The organism is Methylobacterium sp. Leaf91, assembly GCF_001422815.1.
GTDB lineage: Bacteria > Pseudomonadota > Alphaproteobacteria > Rhizobiales > Beijerinckiaceae > Methylobacterium.
The window spans coordinates 364,559-381,611 of record NZ_LMMP01000003.1; the positions used below are offsets into that span (position 1 = coordinate 364,559).

At 66.5% G+C, this 17,053-nt stretch carries 19 protein-coding genes; 15 read left to right on the top strand and 4 right to left on the bottom strand.

Annotation, left to right across the window (positions count from 1 at the left end):
* Window position 1 precedes the first annotated feature (1 nt).
* From ASF32_RS05295 to folK, 15 genes are all read left to right on the top strand, one after another.
* Entirely contained in the window at window positions 2-907 is a 906-nt protein-coding gene (locus tag ASF32_RS05295) for a cytochrome b/b6 domain-containing protein (protein WP_056424556.1), read from the top strand.
* Window positions 904-1,737 (top strand): molybdopterin-binding protein, encoded by an 834-nt coding sequence (locus ASF32_RS05300; protein ID WP_056424386.1) that lies wholly within the window; start codon window positions 904-906, stop codon window positions 1,735-1,737. Before ASF32_RS05295 ends, ASF32_RS05300 begins: the two co-directional genes overlap by 4 nt.
* A gap of 210 nt (window positions 1,738-1,947) precedes the next feature.
* Window positions 1,948-4,716: a type I DNA topoisomerase gene (gene topA / locus ASF32_RS05305; protein ID WP_056424390.1), complete on the top strand. Its 2,769-nt coding sequence runs from the start codon at window positions 1,948-1,950 to the stop codon at window positions 4,714-4,716.
* Between the two features lie 218 nt (window positions 4,717-4,934).
* Window positions 4,935-5,141 (top strand): hypothetical protein, encoded by a 207-nt coding sequence (locus ASF32_RS05310; RefSeq protein ID WP_056424393.1) that lies wholly within the window; start codon window positions 4,935-4,937, stop codon window positions 5,139-5,141.
* 92 nt (window positions 5,142-5,233) lie between these two features.
* A complete protein-coding gene (locus ASF32_RS05315) occupies window positions 5,234-6,847 on the top strand; it encodes a HAMP domain-containing sensor histidine kinase (protein ID WP_056424396.1) in 1,614 nt (537 codons plus the stop codon).
* Window positions 6,844-7,548: a response regulator transcription factor gene (locus ASF32_RS05320; protein ID WP_056424399.1), complete on the top strand. Its 705-nt coding sequence runs from the start codon at window positions 6,844-6,846 to the stop codon at window positions 7,546-7,548. The genes ASF32_RS05315 and ASF32_RS05320 overlap by 4 nt, the downstream gene beginning before the upstream one ends.
* A 179-nt stretch (window positions 7,549-7,727) precedes the next feature.
* A complete protein-coding gene (pqqA, locus tag ASF32_RS05325) occupies window positions 7,728-7,817 on the top strand; it encodes a pyrroloquinoline quinone precursor peptide PqqA (protein WP_018043604.1) in 90 nt (29 codons plus the stop codon).
* A gap of 44 nt (window positions 7,818-7,861) precedes the next feature.
* On the top strand, window positions 7,862-8,761 hold the full coding sequence (gene pqqB / locus ASF32_RS05330; protein ID WP_056424402.1) for a pyrroloquinoline quinone biosynthesis protein PqqB: 900 nt from the start codon (window positions 7,862-7,864) through the stop codon (window positions 8,759-8,761).
* A 148-nt stretch (window positions 8,762-8,909) separates the two neighbouring features.
* Window positions 8,910-9,986 (top strand): pyrroloquinoline-quinone synthase PqqC, encoded by a 1,077-nt coding sequence (gene pqqC / locus ASF32_RS05335; protein ID WP_056424405.1) that lies wholly within the window; start codon window positions 8,910-8,912, stop codon window positions 9,984-9,986.
* Window positions 9,983-11,140 carry a pyrroloquinoline quinone biosynthesis protein PqqE gene (gene pqqE / locus ASF32_RS05340; protein WP_056256323.1) on the top strand — a complete coding sequence of 386 codons (1,158 nt, stop codon included), beginning with the start codon at window positions 9,983-9,985 and terminating at the stop codon, window positions 11,138-11,140. The genes pqqC and pqqE overlap by 4 nt, the downstream gene beginning before the upstream one ends.
* Window positions 11,137-11,850 carry a hypothetical protein gene (locus ASF32_RS05345; RefSeq protein WP_056424408.1) on the top strand — a complete coding sequence of 238 codons (714 nt, stop codon included), beginning with the start codon at window positions 11,137-11,139 and terminating at the stop codon, window positions 11,848-11,850. The genes pqqE and ASF32_RS05345 overlap by 4 nt, the downstream gene beginning before the upstream one ends.
* Window positions 11,831-12,199, top strand: coding sequence for a hypothetical protein (locus tag ASF32_RS05350; RefSeq protein WP_056424410.1), 369 nt, complete (start codon window positions 11,831-11,833; stop codon window positions 12,197-12,199). Before ASF32_RS05345 ends, ASF32_RS05350 begins: the two co-directional genes overlap by 20 nt.
* Window positions 12,200-12,412: 213 nt before the next feature.
* Window positions 12,413-13,249 (top strand): dihydropteroate synthase, encoded by an 837-nt coding sequence (gene folP / locus ASF32_RS05355; RefSeq protein ID WP_056424413.1) that lies wholly within the window; start codon window positions 12,413-12,415, stop codon window positions 13,247-13,249.
* Window positions 13,246-13,623 (top strand): dihydroneopterin aldolase, encoded by a 378-nt coding sequence (folB, locus tag ASF32_RS05360; RefSeq protein ID WP_056256306.1) that lies wholly within the window; start codon window positions 13,246-13,248, stop codon window positions 13,621-13,623. The genes folP and folB overlap by 4 nt, the downstream gene beginning before the upstream one ends.
* Window positions 13,620-14,093, top strand: a complete 474-nt coding sequence (folK, locus tag ASF32_RS05365; RefSeq protein WP_056424417.1) for a 2-amino-4-hydroxy-6-hydroxymethyldihydropteridine diphosphokinase — start codon at window positions 13,620-13,622, stop codon at window positions 14,091-14,093. Before folB ends, folK begins: the two co-directional genes overlap by 4 nt.
* Window positions 14,094-14,104: 11 nt before the next feature.
* On the opposite strand, the gene ASF32_RS05370 is transcribed toward folK, so the two are convergent.
* From ASF32_RS05370 to ASF32_RS05385, 4 genes are all read right to left on the bottom strand, one after another.
* Window positions 14,105-14,650 carry a L,D-transpeptidase family protein gene (locus ASF32_RS05370; RefSeq protein WP_056424419.1) on the bottom strand — a complete coding sequence of 182 codons (546 nt, stop codon included), beginning with the start codon at window positions 14,648-14,650 and terminating at the stop codon, window positions 14,105-14,107.
* A 62-nt stretch (window positions 14,651-14,712) separates the two neighbouring features.
* The gene (gene xoxJ, locus ASF32_RS05375) at window positions 14,713-15,567 is read right to left on the bottom strand and encodes a rare earth element methanol dehydrogenase accessory protein XoxJ (protein WP_056424422.1); all 855 of its coding nucleotides are present in this window, start codon (window positions 15,565-15,567) and stop codon (window positions 14,713-14,715) included.
* The gene (locus ASF32_RS05380; protein WP_056424425.1) at window positions 15,567-16,175 is read right to left on the bottom strand and encodes a c-type cytochrome, methanol metabolism-related; all 609 of its coding nucleotides are present in this window, start codon (window positions 16,173-16,175) and stop codon (window positions 15,567-15,569) included. Before ASF32_RS05380 ends, xoxJ begins: the two co-directional genes overlap by 1 nt.
* A gap of 134 nt (window positions 16,176-16,309) precedes the next feature.
* The coding region (locus tag ASF32_RS05385) for a PQQ-binding-like beta-propeller repeat protein (RefSeq protein WP_156467699.1) at window positions 16,310-17,053 on the bottom strand (744 nt) is incomplete at its 5' end.

Genomic DNA, 17,053 nt, shown 5'->3' on the forward strand with positions numbered 1-17,053 from the left:
CTTGGCAGCCAGCACGACGAGACGGCCCGACGAGCGGATCGAGACGATCCAACGCCGCTGGATCTTCCGCCACCCCGCGGTGATCCGGGCCGCGCACTGGATCAACCTCGTCTGCCTCGCCGTGCTGCTGATGAGCGGGCTACAGATCTTCAACGCCCATCCGGCTTTGTACTGGGGCTCGGCCTCGACCTTCGACGCGCCGCTCCTCGCCATCACGAACGACGAGACGGCGGAGGGCGCGGCGCGGGGGATCGTGAGGATCGCCGGTCACGCGATCGACACGACCGGCTGGCTCGGCCTCTCCACCGTGCAGGGACAGGCCACGGGCCGGGCCTTCCCCGCCTGGATCACCCTGCCGGCGCAGCAGGACCTCGCCACCGGGCGCCGCTGGCACTTCCTGTTCGCCTGGGCTTTCGTGATCAACGGGCTGATCTATCTCATCTACGGCCTCGAGAGCGGCCAGTTGCGCCGCCGGATCGTGCCTCAGAGAGACCAGTTGCGGAATTTCGGTGGCTCGGTCCGCGAGCACCTCACCCTGACCTTCCCGAAAGGCGACGAGGCCCGGCGCTACAACACGCTGCAGAAACTGAGCTATTTCGTCGTCATCGTCCTCTTCCTGCCGCTGATGCTGCTCACGGGCCTCGCCATGTCGCCGGGTTTCAACGCCGTGCTGCCCCTGCCCGCCCTGTTCGGCGGCCGGCAATCGGCACGGACCGTCCATTTCATCGTCACGAACCTGCTCGTGCTCTTCACCCTCGTCCATGTGGCGCTGGTGCTGGTCTCGGGGGCCTGGAACAACCTGCGCGGCATGGTCACCGGCTGGTTCGTGATCGAGACCACCAAGACCTCCGATCCGGGCAAGACTTCCTACCCGGGCAAGACCTCCGATCCGAGGAAGGGCCAATGACGCGCGCTCCCAACCGTCGCGGCATCCTCACCGGCGCGGCCGGCCTGCTGGGTTCCGCCTTCCTCGGCGGCTGCGACCGCATCGCCGGCACCGGTTGGGGAAGGCGCACGCTGAAGCTCGGAGAGGATGCCAACCTGTTCGTGCAGCGTCTCCTGCTGACGCCCACCTCCCTCGCCCACGAGTTTTACGAAGGTGACATCTCGCCCTGGTTCAAGCCGAACGGGACGATCGACCCTCCGGACGACGACTACAAGACCCTGGCCAAGGCCGGGTTCGCGACCTTCAGGCTGAAAATCGACGGCCTCGTCGAACAGCCGCAGGACCTGTCCCTCGCGGATCTGCGCGCCCTGCCCTCCCGGACCCAGATCACCCGGCACGATTGCGTCGAGGGGTGGAGCGCCATCGGCAAGTGGACGGGCGTTCCGCTCGGCGAAGTCCTGACCCGGGCGAGGCTGAAACCGAATGCGCGCTACGTCGTGTTCCATTGCGCCGACACGATGGAGATGGCCGGTGGCGGTCTCGAGGGTGGGGACGTGGCGGAGATAGAGGCCGGCGATGGCGGTCCGAACGGTCGTCCGATCCGGTACTACGAGAGCATCGACCTCACCGACGCCTTCCATCCGCAGACGATCCTGGCCTACGACATGAACGGCAAGGCCCTGCCCGTCTCGAACGGCGCGCCCCTGCGCCTGCGGGTCGAGCGGCAGCTCGGCTACAAACACGCCAAATACGTCATGCGGATCGAGGTCGTGGACAGCCTGTCCGGGATCGGAGACGGCCAGGGCGGTTATTGGGAGGATCGCGGCTACGAATGGTATGCGGGGATCTGACAGGTACCGGATCTTGCAAAGGCCCGGGCTCCTTCCGATTTGACAACCCCGCGCCCTTGACCCACTTGTCCCCCGCCAAGCGCCGGGCCGGCCATGGTGCCAGGCCATGTTTTACGTCTTGCACACAATTTGTGAGTCCCGACGGGTGTGAACCCCGCCGGCTGCGAGCCCCGGCGGCAGCTCGGGCGCTGACGAGAGGCTGATCCGCACATGAAAGTCGTCGTCGTCGAGTCGCCGGCCAAGGCCAAGACGATCAACAAATATCTCGGCCGCGACTACGAGGTGCTCGCCTCGTTCGGCCATATCCGCGACCTTCCGGCGAAAGACGGCTCCGTCGACCCGGAGGCGGATTTCCGCATGCTCTGGGAGCTCGACGACCGCGGCTCGAAGCGCGTTTCGGAGATCGTCAGGGCACTGAAAGGTGCCGACGGCCTGATCCTCGCCACCGATCCGGATCGCGAGGGCGAGGCCATCTCGTGGCACGTCGTCGAGGCTCTGAACGCCCGCAAGGCGATCAAGGGCATGCCGATCGAGCGCGTGACCTTCAACGCCATCACCAAGGCGGCGGTGGACACCGCCATGCGCAACCCGCGCCAGATCGACCAAGCCCTGGTCGACGCCTATCTGGCGCGCCGGGCACTGGATTATCTCGTCGGCTTCAACCTCTCGCCGGTCCTGTGGCGTAAGCTGCCCGGAGCCCGCTCAGCCGGCCGCGTCCAGTCCGTGGCCCTGCGCCTCGTCTGCGAGCGCGAGCGCGAAATCGAGACGTTCAAGCCCCGCGAATACTGGTCTCTGGTCGCGACCCTGGTGACCCAGGAGGGCGCGGTGTTCGAGGCGCGTCTCGTCGGTGCCGACGGCAAGCGCATCCAGCGTCTCGACGTCGGCAACGGCGAGGACGCCGCCGCGTTCAAGCGCGACCTCGAACTCGCCACGTTCGAGGTCGGCAGCGTGGAGGCGAAGCCCGCCAAGCGCCACCCCGCCCCGCCCTTCACCACCTCGACGCTCCAGCAGGAGGCCTCGCGCAAGCTCGGCCTCGCTCCCGCCCAGACCATGCGCGCCGCGCAGAAGCTGTACGAGGGTGTCGAGATCGGCGGCGAGACGGTGGGTCTCATCACCTACATGCGGACCGACGGCGTCGACATGGCGCCGGAGGCCATCGCCGATGCCCGTCGCGTCATCGGCAAGGAATACGGCGAGCGCTACCTCCCCACCGCGCCGCGCCGCTACAGCGCCAAGGCGAAGAACGCCCAGGAGGCCCACGAGGCCGTGCGTCCTACGGACATGAGCCGGCTACCGAAGTCGGTAGCCCGCTACGTGGATGCCGAACAGGCCAAGCTCTACGAGTTGATCTGGACCCGCACGGTGGCGAGCCAGATGGAATCGGCCGAGCTCGAACGCACCACGGTGGATATCGTCGCCTCCGTCGGCCCGCGCAGGATCGAGCTGCGGGCCACCGGTCAAGTGGTGAAGTTCGACGGCTTCCTGACCCTCTACCAGGAGGGCAAGGACGACGAGGAGGACGAGGACGGCAAGCGCCTGCCGCCGATGAAGGCGGGCGACGCGCTGAAGCGCGAGCGCATCGTCTCGACTCAGCACTTCACCGAGCCGCCGCCGCGCTATTCCGAGGCCAGCCTCGTCAAGCGCATGGAGGAACTCGGCATCGGCCGGCCCTCGACCTACGCCGCCGTGCTGCAGACCCTGCGCGACCGCGAATACGTGAAGATCGAGAAGAAGCGCTTGGTCGCCGAGGACAAAGGCCGCCTCGTCACCGGCTTCCTCGAGAGCTTCTTCAAGCGCTACGTCGAGTACGATTTCACCGCCGACCTCGAGACCCAGCTCGACCGGGTCTCGAATGCCGAGATCGACTGGCGTGAAGTGCTACGGGACTTCTGGCGGGATTTCTCGGCCGCGATCTCCGGAACCAAGGAGCTCCGCGTCACCGAGGTGCTGGACGCGCTGAACGATCTCCTCGGGGCGCATATCTTCCCCGAAAAGGCGGACGGCTCGAACCCGCGCACCTGCCCGACCTGCGGCTCAGGCCAGCTGTCGCTCAAGCTCGGCAAGTTCGGCGCCTTCGTCGGCTGTTCGAACTACCCGGAGTGCAAGTACACCCGCCAGCTCGCCGCCTCCGGCGTCGAGAGCGAGGGCGATGGCTCGTCCGAGAACGGCAGTCAGCCGGGCACCCGCGTGCTCGGCAACGATCCCGTCAGCGGCCTGCCGGTAACTTTGCGCGATGGCCGCTTCGGCCCCTTCGTGCAGCTCGGCGAGGCGTCGACGGAGAAGGGCGCGGAGAAGCCGAAGCGCTCCTCTCTGCCCAAGGGGCTCAGCCCCTCCGCGGTGGATCTGGAGAAGGCCCTGCGCCTGCTCTCCCTCCCCCGCGAAGTCGCCAAGCACCCCGAGACCGGTGAGCCGATCCTGGCCAATCTCGGGCGGTTCGGACCTTACGTCCAGCACGGGAAGATGTACGCCAATCTCGGCCGCGACGACGACGTGCTGGAGATCGGCGCCAACCGCGCCATCGATCTCATCGTTGCCAAAGAGCAGGGTGGCGGTCGTCGGGGTCCAGCCTCCGATCCCGGCCGCTCCCTCGGGGCGCATCCCGAGACGGGCAAGGCCATCGTGGTGAAATCGGGCAAGTACGGCCCCTACGTTACCGACGGCACCACCAACGCGACCCTGCCCAAGACCATGGCCGCCGAGGACATCGCCCTGCCCCAGGCGCTTGAACTGATCGCCGCCCGCGAAGCGGCGGGCGGCAGCAAGAAGAAGGCTCCGGCCCGCAAGACCGCGACCAAGACGGCAGCCAAGACCACGACCAAGGCGGGGACGGCGAAGGCTCCCGCCAAGAAGGCGGCGACCAAGGCGACGGCGGCCAAGGAACCGGCCGGGACGGCCGCGAAAAGCACGGCGACGGCAGCAAAGACGAGTGCTGCCAAAACCACTACGGCGAAGAAGCCGGCCACGCGCAAGAAGGCCTGATCCATCGGCTCGCCTCTCCTCTCCGGGGGCGAGACCGACGCAACGACGGTGCGCATCCCCCCTCTCTCTCCGCACTCGGCGAGAGGGGGGATGCTCCCGACGGCCCTGTCGTCCGCGACAACCCTACGCGTGCGAACGCCCTCATCCGCTCTTGCGTCCGCCCGCCGGTCTGGCGGACCATTGCCGGATTGTCATTCGCGGCTCGAGGCTTTCGCCCCATGCTGATCCTGCTCTCCATTTGCCTCGCGGCACAGCCCTCCCAGTGCAAGGAGGACAGGATCTCCCTGTCCTACGAGGCGACGAACCCGTTCATCTGCCTGCGCACCGCTCAGAGCGCGCTCGCCACCTGGCAGGAGAGCCACCCCGAATGGCACGTGACGCGGTGGCGCTGCGCGGCGCGGGAGAGCCTGCCGAAAGACCTGTGACCCGGTCCCATCTGTGATGGGTCTGGACGCCCTGGCGGATTGCGCTATCGCTCACCCTCCGGGGAACGGCGAGACACGGGCGGCCATAAGCGATGCGCTCTCTGAAGGTGAGGTTCGCGCTGCTGCTCGGGGGCGCAGCGCTTCTGGTCGTCCTGGCGGCATTGGGGGTGCTGGGCTCCATCGGCGCGGCCGAACGCACCATTGATCGGACGCTCGCGGCACAGGGCCGGCTCGAATTACTGGTGGAACTGTCCGGGCGAATGACCCAGTACGGGCTCGCTGCCCTGGAGGCGGTGAGCAATCCCGATGCACAGCCGGAAGGGCTCGCCATCGCCCGGGCCAATGTCGACCGGGCATTGGTGGCTGTCGACGAGGCTCTCGGCAAGAGCATCGCCGTCAGCGACGATCCCCTCGACCGGATGCAATACGCGGCGCGCACGCGTCCCCTCGCTCAGCTCCGTTCTGCCCGGGCCATCCTCGACCGGCAGGTCTCCCAGGTCCTGCGCCAGTCGGAGGAAGAGCAGCGGCGTAACACCATTCGCGGCGCGCTGAACGGATTCGGCGCCATGACCGGCCAGCCGCTCTCGTTTCTCATCGAAGTCGAGCGCCGCTCGATGATCGCGGGTTCGGACGAGGCCCGCCACCTGTCCTCGACCCTGCGGATCGCGTCGCTTGCCGCCGTCGTCCTGGCGCTGGCCCTCGTCTTCGTCCTGTACCGGGCGGTGACCCGGCCGACCCTGGCACGGATCGAAGCGGTGCGACGCGCAGCGGGCGCCGTCGGGCGCGGCGAGCTCGATACGCGGCTGTCGGTGGCGACGCGGGACGAGCTCGGCCTGCTGGTGGCGAACTTCAACCGCATGGCCGCACGCCTCGCCCGGCGCGAGGGGCGGCTCGCCGCCGACCGCGCTGCCCTCGAGGATACGGTGGAGGCGAGGACCACCGACCTGCGGGCGGCCAACGAGCGCCTGGAGGCGGTGGACCGGTCGCGCCGGCGCTTCTTCGCCGATGTCAGCCATGAGCTGCGCACGCCGCTCACGGTCATCCTCGGCGAATGCGACATTGCCGCCCGCTCGGCCGGCAGGCCGGGGGTCGATTACGCGCCGGTCTTCGCCACCATCCGCAAGCGGGCACTCCGCCTGCAGCGCCGCGTCGAGGATCTCCTACGGGTCGCACGCTCCGAATCCGGCCAGATCGAGCTCGACCGGCGCGCCACCAGCGCCGTGGCCATCCTCACCGATGCGGTGGACAGCGCGGCCTCTGAGGCGGCGCGCCGGCGGGTGACCCTGACCCTCGAACCGGGGCGCCGCGACGTCACGCTCCTGGCGGACAGGGAATGGCTGCGGCAGGTGGTGGAGAGCCTTATTGACAACGCCTTGCGGCACGCGACGGGCCTGACGCGGGTGGTCGTGGGACTCACCGTGGACGAGGCGCGTTCCGCCACGATCACGGTGACGGATGACGGCGCGGGCTTCCCGTCGGCGGGTGCGGATCTGTTCGAGCGCTTCCGGCGGGAGGGCCATTCCGGGGAATCGGGCTTTGGCATCGGCTTGGCACTGGCGCGCTGGGTGACAGAGCGCCATGATGGGGCGATCAGCCTCGGTGCGGGCGAGGACGGGAAGGGTGCGCGCGTGACGCTCGTCCTGCCCATCCTCGACCTCGATCCCGGGGACGGACAGGAAACGAAGCGGAAGGACAGCGCCGCATGACGCGAGTGCTCATCGTCGAGGACGACAGCGACATCAGGGCCATGCTGGCGCGGGGCCTGGAGGCCGAAGGGTTCTCCGTGGGCGTAGCCGGTTGCGTGGACGACGCCCTCACCTCCGCCCGTGACGAGGCGCCCGGCGCCGTCGTCCTCGACATCACCCTGCCAGACGGGTCCGGCCACGATGTCTGCCGCTCCCTGCGCGAAGGCGGCTATCCCGGCCCGATCCTGTTCCTTTCGGCGCGCGACGAGGTCCGTGACCGGGCGGAAGGATTGGCGCTCGGGGCCGACGACTACATCGTCAAGCCCTTCGTCTTCGACGAACTCCTCGCCCGGCTGCAGACGCATCTCCTGCGCCGCAAGGAATCGGACCAGCCGCGCACCATCGTCACCGCAGGCAAGCTCGTCCTCGATCTCAACATTCGTCAGGTCTCCCTCGGGGATGCGACGGCGCGCCTCACGCCGCGCGAGGCGGAGCTCCTCGCTCTCCTCATGGACAAGGCCAACCAGCCGGTGTCGCGCGGCGACATCTTCGACAAATTATGGGCGGGCCAGGGCGGCCTGTCGCTGAATGTCGTCGATGTCTACGTGGGTTACCTACGTACCAAGCTGTCCGATTTCGTGCGCTTCGGCGGGCCGGTCATCGTTACCGTGCGGGGCCGGGGCTTCATGCTCGACCTGCGGGGCCAGGATTTCCGCCACTGAGCACGATGCGCTTTCTCGGCCTGTTCCGGGACGATCCGGCAATTTATCGCTTGAAGAGTCCGGCGGAATTGTCGATATAGCTCCCGCGACAGAAATGACTGCGCCGTCAGTGTCTTAGGATCTTCTTAAGCGAGATCTGGACGCTGCTGACGTTCAAGAAACCATCTAGGAGAAACACCATGACCTGGGCTGCCCCCGTCGTTTCCGAGATCTGTGTCGGCATGGAAGTCACCAGCTACGAGTCGGCTGAGATCGACACCTTCAACTAAGACATCATGTCGTGCTTGAGGATCGAGGCAGCGCCGGTTCAGCCATGCATGTCGTGATCCTCGGCTCGGCCGCGGGCGGCGGCCTTCCCCAGTGGAATTGCCGCTGCCCCATCTGCTCGCTCGCCCGCGAGGATTCCTCGAAGGTGCGCCCTCGAACCCAGTCGAGCATCGCCGTGTCGCCCGATGGCGAGCGCTGGCTCCTGGTGAACGCCTCGCCGGACATCCGGCAGCAACTCTTCGACAATCCGGCCATGCATCCGCGCGAAGGCCTGCGCCATTCGCCAATCCATGCCGTGCTTCTGACGAATGGCGATGTCGACCACGTGGCGGGGCTGCTCACCCTGCGCGAAGGCCAGCCCTACACGCTCTACGCCACCTCCGGCATCCTCGATTCGGTCAACGCCAACCGGGTCTTCGACGTGATGGCCGCCGACGTGGTGTCGCGCGAGAAGATCGCCCTCGACCATGCCTTCGAGCCGGTTCCCGGCCTGACCGTCACACTGTTCTCGGTGCCGGGAAAGGTGCCGCTCTGGCTCGAGGACGAGACCATGGAGATCGGCGCAGAGACCGAGACCACCGTGGGTGCGATGATCGAGTCCGGTGGGCGTCGCCTCGCCTATATTCCCGGCTGCGCCCGCGTCACGGACGGGCTGAAGCGACGCATATCGGGTGTCGACGCGCTTCTGTTCGACGGGACCGTGCTGCTCGACGACGACATGATCCGCGCCGGGGTCGGCGTGAAGACCGGATGGCGCATGGGCCACGTGCCGATGACGGGACAGGGCGGATCGATCGCCGCGCTCGCCGATGTGGAAATCGGTCGCCGCGTCTTCGTTCATATCAACAACACCAATCCTGTGCTGGTGGAAGAATCGGACGAACGCCGATCGGTGGAGGCGGAAGGCTGGACCGTCGCCCATGACGGGCTGACGCTGGCGCTCTAGATCGGCGCCCGGCTGGCATTTTAATGCCGCCATCTTATATTGTGTCCAATGGAATTGTGCGGTCCATGTCCGTGGCCTTCACGGAAATCGGCGCCATCTATAAGAAAAGTTCTCTTCGCCGCCCTTCGTCGAAACGCCGAGCTACGCCATGACCGCGCCTTTCCCCACGCCCAAGACCGACGAGTCCCAGCGCCTGCTCAGCCCCGAAGAACTCGAAGCGGCGCTTCGAGACATCGGCGCGAGGCGCTATCACAACCTGCATCCGTTCCACCGCCTGCTTCACGACGGCAAGCTGAACAAGGATCAGGTCCGGGCCTGGGCCCTCAACCGCTACTATTACCAGGCCATGATCCCGGTGAAGGACGCCGCCGTGCTCGCCCGCATGGAGGATGCGAGCCTGCGCCGCGTCTGGCGCCAGCGCATCGTCGATCATGATGGCGACGCACCCGGCGATGGCGGCATCGAGCGCTGGCTCAAGCTGGCCGAGGGCGTCGGCTTCCGTCGCGACTACGTGGAATCCACGCAAGGTATCCTGTCGGCGACGCGCTTCTCGGTGGATGCCTACGTGCATTTCGTGAAGGAGCGCTCGCTGCTGGAGGCCATCGCCTCCTCGCTCACCGAGATGTTCTCGCCGACAATCATCTCCGAGCGCGTGGCCGGGATGCTAAAGAACTACGATTTCATCACCAAGGACACGCTGGCCTATTTCGACAAGCGCCTGACCCAGGCCCCCCGCGATGCGGAATTCGCCATCGACTACGTCAAGCAGCACGCCACGACGCCCGAACTGCAGCGTCAGGCCATGGCCGCGCTGACCTTCAAGTGCAACGTGCTCTGGACGCAGCTCGACGCGCTCTACTTCTCCTATGTGGCTCCGGGCATGACCCCGCCGGATGCCTGGACGCCCGGCACCGGCCTCGTGCCCGAGGTGGCGCAGGCGGCCGGCACCGGCACGATCCGGTCGGGCGACGTGCCTCGTCTGCCTCGCGGCGTCCGCCTGCGCCACGACGAGGTCCGCGGCCAGCACGTCTTGCTGGCGCCCGAGCGCACCTTCGACCTCGACGCCAATGCCGTGGCGGTCCTGTCCCTCGTGGATGGGCAGCGCAGCGTGCGAGACATTGCGGTGAAGCTCGCCGAGACCTTCACCGCCGACCCGGACGTGATCGAGGTCGACGTCCTGGCCATGCTCAACGACCTCGCCACGAAACGGGTTCTGGAGCGATGAACGCCATCACGCCGAATACCCCTTCCCTGCCGGCTCCGGTCGGGCTCCTCGCGGAGCTGACCCATCGCTGTCCCCTGCGCTGTCCCTATTGCTCGAACCCGCTCGAACTCGACCGGCGCTCGGGCGAGCTCGACACGGCGACATGGCAGCGCGTGCTGACGGAGGCGGCGGGTCTCGGCGTGCTGCATGTCCACCTCTCCGGCGGCGAGCCCACGGCCCGCAGCGACATCGTCGAGATCACCCAGACCTGCGCCAAGCTGGGCCTGTATTCCAATCTCATCACGTCGGGCGTCGGCGGTGCTCTGGCCAAGCTCGACGCCCTCTACGACGCGGGCCTCGACCATGTGCAGCTGTCGGTGCAAGGCGTCGACGCGGCCAACGCGGAGAAAATCGGCGGCCTGAAGAACGCTCAGCCGCAGAAATTCGCCTTTGCCGAACGCGTGACGCAGCTCGGCCTTCCGCTGACGCTGAATTCCGTGATCCATCGGGGCAACATCCACGAGGTCGAGGGCTTCATCGACTTGGCCGTCAAGCTCGGCGCCAAGCGCCTGGAGGTCGCCCACACCCAGTATTACGGCTGGGCCTATGTGAACCGCGCCGCTCTGATGCCGGACAAGGCCCAGGTCGATCAGTCGATCCGTATCGTCGAGGCGGCGCGCGAGCGGCTGAAGGGCCAGCTCGTCATCGATCTGGTCGTGCCCGATTACTACGCGAAGTACCCCAAGGCCTGCGCCGGCGGCTGGGGCCGCAAGCTGATGAACGTCACGCCCGCTGGCAAGGTGCTCCCCTGCCACGCCGCCGAGACCATCAAGCATCTCGAATTCTGGTACGTCTCCGACCATTCGCTCGCCGATATCTGGGCGAATTCCCCGGCCTTCACCGCCTATCGCGGGACGGATTGGATGAAGGAGCCGTGCCGCTCCTGCGACCGGCGTGAGAAGGATTGGGGCGGCTGCCGCTGTCAGGCGCTGGCTCTGGCCGGCGATGCCGCCGCCACCGACCCAGCCTGCTCGCTCTCCCCCCTCCATTCGAAGGTGCGGGAACTCGCCAAGGAAGAGGCGGCCGAGACACCGCCCGATTATGTCTACCGGACGATCGGCAGCAACGTGGACCGTGTTGCGCCGCCGCCCCTGAAAGAGGATGCTCCCCTGTGAAGCCCGTTCTCGTCGCGTTCGCTCTTTCGTTTGCCGGCCTGCCCGCCGTGGCGCAGGGTACGCCCCCGGCCGATGCGCCCGCTGTCACCAAGGCCAACACCGCCACCCCGCCCAACGCCTCGGACCTGCTCTTCGAAGAGCCGCAGATGAAGAACGTGCCGCCGGGCTCGACCCTCACCTACGCCTATCTCCGGCGCAGCGGCATCTCCAAGGGTCCGTTCGGCCCGACCATGGACGACCAGATCAAGCTCACCATCGAGCCCGGTGCGGCGCCGGAAAACCGGACGATCCGCGTACAGATGTTTTCGGGCGCGAACCGCTTCCCCGCCGGCCCGTTCAACGACATGCCCGGCAACCCGGTGATGACCCTTTTTCTGGAACATCACCTCATCGACCTCGCCAAGGTGCTCTCGGCCAACCCACGCTACATCAAGAACGGAATCCGCAAGGCCCTGCGAGACAACGCGACGGTGACCGCGACGACGGCGACCGTGAAGGGGCAGACCGTGGATGCCTGGCGCGTTGAGGTGCAGCCCTTCATCGACGACAAGATGAAGGACCGCATGCGCGGCCTCGAGAACCTGAAATACACCTTCGTGACTTCGTCTGCCGTGCCCGGCGAGCTGCTCTCCATCGAAGCGCAGTCGAAGTCCAAGGATGGCGGCGAGCTTCTCCAGGAGAACCTGACCTATGATCCGAATGCTGGCTAAAGGCGGCCTTATCGCGCTCGCGCTCGGCGTCGCCGCCGCACCGGCCCAGGCCGTGGAGAGCGAGAACGACTACCCTACCGAGGCACGGGCCGATTACGTGTTCGGCTGCATGGCGGCCAACGGACAATCGCGGGAAGCGCTCTCTCGCTGCTCCTGCTCCATCGACGCCCTCGCGTCGATCCTGACCTATGACAAATACGTCCAGGCGAGCACGGTCCTGTCCATGCGCCAAGGCATCGGCGCCCGCTCGAACGAATTCAAATCGACCAAAGTGTTCGACGACAAGGTCGCGGATCTTCGCCGCGCCCAGGCCGAAGCCGAGATCCGCTGCTATCGCGGCGGAGTGTAACCGGCGGGATCCACCCCAGATACGGCGCCCCTATCCACCCACCTCATCCTGAGGCTCCGCGAAGTGGCCTCGAAGGCGCCCTCCAATGCTCGCGACGCGACCTGGAGGCCTCCTTCGAGGCCTTCGCTTTGCTTCGGCACCTCAGGATGAGGTGGAAGAATGGGACCATCCTGGTCTACAGCATAGAGATCGATCCCTCGTCGAAGAGCTCCCGTGACGTCTTCTCCTCCGATCCTGAAAACCCTTCTGCCCGGTCTCGGAGAGCGCGTGCTCGTCATGGGTATCCTCAACGTCACCCCGGACTCCTTCTCCGATGGCGGACGTTTCGAGGGTGTCGAGGCGGCACGCTCCCAGGCCGGCGCGCTCGTGGCGGAAGGGGCGGCCCTCGTCGATATCGGCGGAGAATCGACGCGGCCGGGCCATACGCCCGTGTCGGCCGAGGAGGAGCAGGCCCGCATCCTGCCCGTCATCCGCGATCTCGCCCCGCGCCTTGCGGTCCCCATCTCGGTGGACACCTACAAGGCCTCCACCGCCGATGCGGCGCTGGCGGCCGGCGCGCGCATCGTCAACGATGTCTGGGGCCTGCAGCGCGAGCCCGACATCGCCCGCGTGGCGGCTGCCCATGGCGCGCCCGTCATGGTAATGCACAATCGCGAGACCATCGATCCCGCGATCGACATCATCGCCGACATGCTGCGCTTCTTCGAGCGATCCCTCGACATCGCCCGCCGCGCCGGCATCTCGGATAGGGACATCGTACTCGATCCGGGGATCGGTTTCGGCAAGAGCTGGGCCCAGCATCTCGAAGCCATGCGGCGCCTGCCCGAGATCAAGGCGCTGGGCTTTCCCGTCCTCGTCGGCGTCTCGCGCAAGTCGATGCTCGGGCGCCTGCACAATGCCGAGACGAAGCCGGTGGATCGCCTGTTCGGCTCGCTCTCGAGCCACGTCCTCGCCGCCACGCTGGGGGCCGACATCGTCCGCGTCCACGATGTGGCGCCCCATGTCGACGCCCTTCGCGTGGTCGACGCCGTGATGCGGACAGCTCCATGACCGACCGCATCCTGGTCGAACGCATCGCCGTCTTCGCCTATCACGGCCTCCTCGAGGAGGAAGCGCGGATAGGGCAGCGCTTCTACATTTCCCTCGACTGCCGGATCGACCTGCGGCCGGCCGGTCTGTCGGACGACGTGGCGAAGACCGTGAGCTATGCCGACCTCACCGAGATCGTCGTGCGCATCGCCACCACCCGGCGCTTCGCCCTCATCGAAGCTCTGGCCGAGGCCATCGCCGCCGAGATCCTCGAGCGGTTCGAGGGCGTGGACAGCATCGTCGTGCGCGTCGACAAGCCGAGCGCGCCGGTACCGGCGGTGATCGACGGCGTCGCCATCTCGATCCTGCGCAGCCGGGCCGGACTCCCGCGATGAGTGCCGCCTATCTCGGTCTCGGCAGCAATATCGGCGACAAGGCCGCGACCATCGCCGAAGCCATCCGGCGGCTCGAAGCCAGCCCGGGCATCAGTCTCACGGCACGGTCAAGCGATTACCGCACGCCCCCCTGGGGCGATACCGATCAGGACTGGTTCCTCAACGCGGCCATCGCCGTCGAGACCGACCTGACTCCCCACGACCTGCTGGAGACAGGTCTCACCATCGAGACCGCGATGGGTCGCGTGCGCGAGCGGCGCTGGGGGCCACGCGTCATCGATATCGATGTGCTCTCGTATGAGGGGGCGGCGATCTCCGACGAGCGTCTCGTCCTACCGCATCGTTTCGTGCGGGAGCGCGCCTTTGTCCTCGTTCCGCTCGCCGAGATCGCGCCGGATCTGGTCATCGGGCCGGAGACCGTGAGCCAAGCCCTGTCGAAGCTCGACACCACCGGTATCGTGCGGGACTGAGATTCGCCCACTCACGGACGCAGTTCGACGGGCGTTCCCACATCCACCCGCGCGTAGATGGCCGCCATCTCGTCATTGGCCACGCCGACGCAGCCGCTGGTCCAGTCCTTCAGCCGATGGAGCCGGCCGAGCCAGGAGAAGCCGTTCATGATCCCGTGGATCATGATGTCGCCGCCCGGCTCGTAGCCGCCGTCATGGGCGGCCAGCGTATCGGCTTCGTTCGGATAGGACACTTTCAGGGAAAGATGGGCGACGCTGAGCGGGTTGCGGTAGGCGATGGAATACAGCCCCTCAGGCGTACGCCCGTCGCCCTCCCGCTGCTTGTGACCGATGGGCGAGAATCCGAGAGAGACGGGATAGGTCGCCAGAACGCGGCCCTCACGCAGAAGAGTCAGGCGGCGGGCCGACTTCTCGACGAGAACACGGTCGGCCCGTTCAGGCTCTGCGACGAGCTCGGGTGCGACGCGGCCGATCTGGGCGCGATCGACCGCGACGATCCCCACCGCACCCAAGGCGAAGAGAGCTCCGACCGCAAAGCCGATCCGCCATCGTCGCATTGCCACTCTCTCCGCTCGAACCTGGGGGGCTCATACCAAACCCCGCGAGTCCTGACGACCTGTCAGGGCGCGGCCGGTTCGAGCAGCTTGTTGCCTTCGTCCTCCAGCAACGGGACGTCGTAGTCGCGCAGAACCTTCTCGATATCGGCCCGGCGCTTGCGCAGGATCGTGTTGAGGCTGCGCTTCCAATCGTTCTCCTCCATCCGCACGCCCATGGCGATGCGGAAGGTGAGTGCAGGACGATCAGGCTCCTGCAGAAGCGGCACGACCTTCATGGCGACACCGCTCTGCTTGGCGAGCCAACCCGCGGCCGGCCCCCACAGGATCGCGGCGTCGATTGTCTTCTCGGCGAGATCACCGATGACCTCGGCGGAGACCGTCTGGTACTTGCGCGAAGGATCGAGCTGGTAGGGAGCGTAGGCCTTCATCGACGCGATCAAGCCGAGCTCACCCATCCGGTTCACGGGTGGCGTCCCCCCGATGACACCGATGGACTTGCCCTTGAGCTTCGGATCGTCGAGCCGGGTCACGTCGTCGAACTCGCCGCTGCGGACGACCAGGGCATAACTGGAGCGGTAATAGGGATTGGTGTGCTGGACGAGTTCACCGCCGGCAGCCGAGCCGATGATCAGGTCGCACAACCCGGTCCCGAGCGTATTGCGAACGAATCCGGGCCCCTGCGTCAGCCAGTAATAGCGGAGCTTGACCTTGAGCTCGTCGGCGAGGATCGCCGCGATCTTATTCTCGAATCCATTCTCCTTGCGTTCGGAGAACGGCATGTTGCCCGGGTCGCCGCAGACGCGCAGGACATCCGTGGTGACGAGGTCGGGAAGCGACTGCGCCAACGCGGGACGCGCCCCTGCCGAGATCAGCAGGAGCGCGCAAACCGTCGTGGTAAAGGAGCCAAAGCGTGCCATTAGCCGCCCAGGCACTCCTTCTCGGCCTTCTTGGCCGCTTCCGGCTTGTCTTCCTTGTCGGTCGGTCGCACGCGCGGCATGGCACCGGAGGCGCGGGCCTTCAGGTAGACGTAGAGGTCGTCGGCGTAGCACATCACGTTCTTGTTATCGCCGAAGGCGGGCATCACGTTGGTGCCGCTCGAACTGATGTCCTGCTTGCCACCGGCGATGATGCCGACGAACTCCTCATAAGACAGGCGCTTCAGCGAGTCCTTGAGGGCGGGCGCGTAGGTCGAACCCATGGCGTCGGGGCCGTGGCAGACGTGGCACTCGGCATGGTAGCGGCGGTAGCCGGAATAGGCGTACCAGTCGAACTTCTTGCCGTCGTTGGTGATGTGGTAGGTCGGGGCGCCATCCCCGTCGGAATACTTGCCGTCTTCGACCTTCACCGCCTGATACTTGTCGATCAGCTTGGCGTCCTTTTCAGGAGCATTCGGATCGAGCTGGTTCGCAACGGCAGGATCAGCGGCGGGCTTGGCATCCTGGGCCTGAACGGCGCCGGCGGAAGCGAATGCGAAAACGAGGGCGGCCACGAGCGGACGGATGGCGGCTTTGCTTTGATACTGCAACGACGTTTCTCCCAGGAGCAACCGTCGGCCCGTTCGACCGACGTTCGAAGTGTTCTTAATAACGATCTAATCATAAAGGTGCCGGCGCGGAAACCCGCGCCGGCACCCTATTGTCTCAGACTTCGTGCGACCGATTAGTTCGGCAGCGAGAAGACGGTCAGCTGACCACCGAGGTTGGTGTAGTTCGAGAGGGCAGCGTAACCACCCACCGCGCCGAGACCGGCGTTCGGGTCGGTCAGGCCGGCCGCGAGGCCGATGCCGGCCCAGCCACCGACACCCGACAGGATGCCGACGAACTGCTTGCCCTTGTGCTGGTAGGTCATCACGTTGCCGATGATGCCCGACGGGGTCTTGAACTTGTAGAGTTCCTTGCCGGTCTTGGAGTCAACGGCCTTCAGGTAACCCTCGAGGGTACCGTAGAACACGATGTCGCCAGCGGTGGCGAGGGCGCCCGACCACACCGAGAACTGCTCCTGGTTCGACCACTTGATCTTACCAGCCACGCCGTCCCAGGCGATGAAGTTACCCATGCCGCCGTGGCTGTTGGGGGCCGGGTACATGGCCAGCGTCGCGCCGACATAGGGCTGACCCGGGGTGTAGGAGACCCGGAACGGCTCGTAGTCCATGCAGACGTGGTTGGTGGGCACGTAGAACAGGTTGGTCTTCGGCGAGAACGCAGCAGGCTGCTGGTCCTTGGTGCCGAGGGCCGCGGGGCAGATACCCTTGGAGTTGGTATCTTCGCCGTTCTGCTCGGTGGAGTACTTGGCCTGGACCAGGGGGCGACCGTAGGTCTTGGAGCCCTTGTCCATGTCGACCTTGGAAGCCCAGTTCACCACCGGATCGAACTTCTCGGCGACCAGGAGCTCGCCGGTGGCGCG